At 69.6% G+C, this 3,333-nt stretch carries 4 protein-coding genes; 2 read left to right on the top strand and 2 right to left on the bottom strand.

Features of this window, described 5'->3' with window-relative positions; genetic code table 11:
- A partial coding sequence (locus tag ACMUOO_RS16795; protein ID WP_413855770.1) for a hypothetical protein occupies positions 1 to 1,019 on the bottom strand: 1,019 nt, incomplete at its 3' end.
- Between the two features lie 83 nt (positions 1,020 to 1,102).
- Complete coding sequence (locus tag ACMUOO_RS16800; RefSeq protein WP_301919794.1) at positions 1,103 to 1,825, bottom strand: uroporphyrinogen-III synthase; 723 nt, start codon at positions 1,823 to 1,825, stop codon at positions 1,103 to 1,105.
- Positions 1,826 to 1,897: 72 nt separating this feature from the next.
- Between ACMUOO_RS16800 and tsaD the strand changes: the two genes are divergently transcribed.
- Entirely contained in the window at positions 1,898 to 2,995 is a 1,098-nt protein-coding gene (tsaD, locus tag ACMUOO_RS16805; RefSeq protein ID WP_301919793.1) for a tRNA (adenosine(37)-N6)-threonylcarbamoyltransferase complex transferase subunit TsaD, read from the top strand.
- On the top strand, positions 2,992 to 3,333 hold a 342-nt coding region (locus ACMUOO_RS16810; RefSeq protein WP_413855771.1), incomplete at its 3' end, for a 2-dehydropantoate 2-reductase N-terminal domain-containing protein. The genes tsaD and ACMUOO_RS16810, both read left to right, overlap by 4 nt.

The raw sequence follows: 3,333 nt of genomic DNA on the forward strand, positions 1-3,333 counted from the left end.
GCGGTCTCCTTCAGCGAGGCGGCGAGAGCGTCACGCGCAGCATCCGGGAACGCCGTGCGGAGCGCCTCCAGCGTCGGCACGCCCTGGCCCTGCTCGGCGAGAGGCGGCGGAATGGCAACGCCCGCGTCGCGCAGATCGGCAAGCGCCGGGTCGAGGGCTCCGCCGGCCATCAGCGCCGCGTCGATACGGTCGAGCGCGGCACGCGCGGTTGCCCGCCGCGCCGCCGCCTCGGACTCCGTCCGTATCCGCGCGGCCTCGGCTGCGGCGGCCCTGACGCTCTCGACCGCACGATTCGCCTCCTCGGCGAGCGTCGCCCGCGCCTCGGAAAGCGCGGAATTCTGAGCCGCCATCTGGGCCCTGAGAGTGTCCATCTCCCGCCCGAAGGCCTCCAGCGCCGTGGCCGAGGCCGCCCCGCCCGCGACGGGGCGTTTCTCGAGCGCGGAAATTCGCGCTTCCACGTCATCGAGTCGGGTCGCCGCGGAAGCCACACGCGAATCGAGCCCGGCGACCATGTCGCCGAAGTCAGCGAGGCCGGATGCCGACTTCGCGTCGAGTGCCGCGACAGCGGCGGAAAGGTCCGCCACCTTTGCGTCCGAATTCGCCGCCTCGATCAACGTCGAAAGGCTGTCGATCCGCGCCGCCTGTTCGGCAATGCTGTTCTTGAGGGCATCAAGTTCAGCGGTCGGTGCCTCCGGCACCCAGTATCGGGGCAGGACGTAGAGGGCAGTCCCGAAGCCGAGGCCCGCCGCGATGGCGCCACCAAGGACCAGCGGAAGAAGCCCGCCGCGACGCGGACGCGAGGATTCCGACTGCGGCGGAGCTTGGTGGGATGGCTCTTCTTCGGGCTTAGCCTCGGGTGCCGAGGTATCCCACCCGGTAGGCTCGGCGTCCTCGGGCGCTGTGACCGACGCTTCTTCCCGGGCGCCGGGATCCAGCGCATCTTCGCTGGCCGCTTCGCTCGCCAGCGCTTCCGGGGCTTCCGTCTCGGCCTTGCCTTCGCCCTTCCGCGCCCTTGCCATCAGAGAATCCTTTCGCAGAAATCGCGGGACCGGACTCGCCCATGCCAGCCTTACGCGAAACTTAGTCAGCGGGGCGCGCGGGCTCAACCCGTCTTCGCTGCGGCAATAAGCGCACCGAGCGCGTCGAGCATGGCTTCGCCGTCGGGCCGCGCGGCCGTCACGATCCGGCGGGCGGGAACTCCGCGCACCGCCTCGGCCGCGTTCGGGCTGATCGCGGCGATGAGCAAAGGCGCGGCGGCCGCGCGGGCCGCGTTCGCGGCAAGCTGCGCCGACCGCGGGGAGAAGAGCGGCAGCAACACCGGTACCGGGCCGCCGAGCACGGCGCGTGCGGTGTCGGAAAGTGGCTGCTCGCGCTGATCGTAGACGACTACCGGGATCGTCTCTATTCCTGCCGATTTCAACGCACCGGGGATGTCGCCGGCGGCATGCACGGGACGTGGGTAGAGAATTCGCCTCACAGACCGGTCGGCGGCGATCGCCTCCGCGAGCCCCGCACCGTCGCCGGGGCCGAGCCGGGTCTCGAAGCCCGCCGCCCGAGCTGCTGCCTGCGTCCGCGTTCCGACGCACCAGGCAAGGGTGGTCCGGTCGGTCGACAGCTGTGCGAAAGCGGTTACTGCGTTCTCCGACGTGAAGATGACGTGCTTGGGAGCATCGCTGGGAAGTGAGGGATCAAGAAGGACGATTTCCGTCAGGGGCGCGATGACGACCGTCCAATCAGCGCCGAAGCGGGCCCGAAACTCGTCTGCGAAGCGGCGCGACTGCGCCTCCGGGCGGGTCAGGAACAGGATCGGACGAGCAGGTTTCACGGCCCCCTCGGGATTGTGCGATGGCCTCCCCGGTGTTACCTGCCCCGGAGGGTCAGGGCAACCGGCGGCGCCATGGACGATGAGACGATCACCCTCCTCGGGCTCGAGTCGAGCTGCGACGATACCGCTGCGGCGGTCGTCCGGCTGTCTGGAGGCAAGAGCGCGATCCTGTCCTCGGTGGTTGCCGGGCAGAACGATCTGCATGCTGCGTTCGGCGGCGTGGTCCCGGAAATCGCCGCCCGCGCCCATGTGGAGAAGGTTGACCTCTGCGTCGAGGAGGCTCTGGCGAAGGCAGGAATCGCGCTCTGCGATGTCAACGGCATTGCGGTCACCGCCGGGCCGGGCCTCATAGGCGGTGTACTTGCCGGCGTGATGTGCGCCAAGGGAATGGCTGCGGCGACCGGACTTCCGCTTCTCGGCATCAACCACCTCGCCGGGCACGCGCTGACCCCCCGGCTGACGCACGGCATCGCGTTCCCCTATCTCATGCTTCTTGTTTCGGGCGGCCATTGCCAGTTCCTGATTGTCGAGGGCGCCGAGCGGTTCGGACGGCTGGGCGGGACGATCGACGACGCGCCGGGGGAGGCATTTGACAAGACGGCAAAGCTGCTCGGCCTGCCACAGCCCGGCGGCCCGGCCGTTGAGGCCGAGGCCCGCACCGGTGATCCCGCGCGCTTCGTGTTTCCGCGGCCTTTGCTGGACCGGCCCGGCTGCGACCTGTCGTTCTCGGGGCTCAAGACCGCGCTTCTCAGGGCGCGCGACGGGATCGTGGCGGAAAAGGGCGGTCTTACCGGCGAGGATCGTGCGGACCTCTGTGCCGGATTCCAGGCCGCCGTCGCCGACGTGCTGGCCGAGAAGACCCGGAGGGCACTCGACGAATACCTCTCGACCGGTCCAAAGATTCCGACCCTTGCCGTCGCCGGGGGCGTGGCCGCAAACGCGAGAATCCGAGCGCGGCTGGAGGGCGTGGCGACCCGCGCCGGAGCGCGCTTCGTCGCCCCTCCGCTGGCGCTTTGCACCGACAATGCCGCGATGATCGCCTGGGCGGGGATCGAGCGATTCAGCCTTGGGCATCGTGACGGGCTGGATCTCGTGGCGCGACCGCGTTGGCCGCTCGACATCGCGCAACCGGCGCTGATCGGCAGTGGCAAGAAGGGGGCAAAGGCGTGAGAGTCGCGGTTCTGGGCGCCGGGGCTTTCGGCACGGCAATGGCGCTGACGCTGGCGCGGACCGGGACGGAGGTCGGGCTCTGGACGCGCGGGCGAGATCATGCGGCCGAGATGCGCCGGACACGACAGAACGCAAAGCGGCTTGCCGGCGTAGCGTTGCCAGAAAGCGTGTCTATCTCGGCCGAAATCGGCGATTTTCGCAGCGCGGGAATCCTTCTCGTTGCGGTGCCGATGCAGCAGATGGCGGGGTTACTTGCGGCGGTCGCGCACGAGCTGGACGGGAAGGCGCTCGTCGCCTGCGCGAAGGGAATCGACATCGCCACGGGGCGAGGACCGACG

The sequence above is a fragment of the Albidovulum sp. genome, assembly GCF_041919395.1.
Classification (GTDB): Bacteria; Pseudomonadota; Alphaproteobacteria; order Rhodobacterales; family Rhodobacteraceae; genus Albidovulum.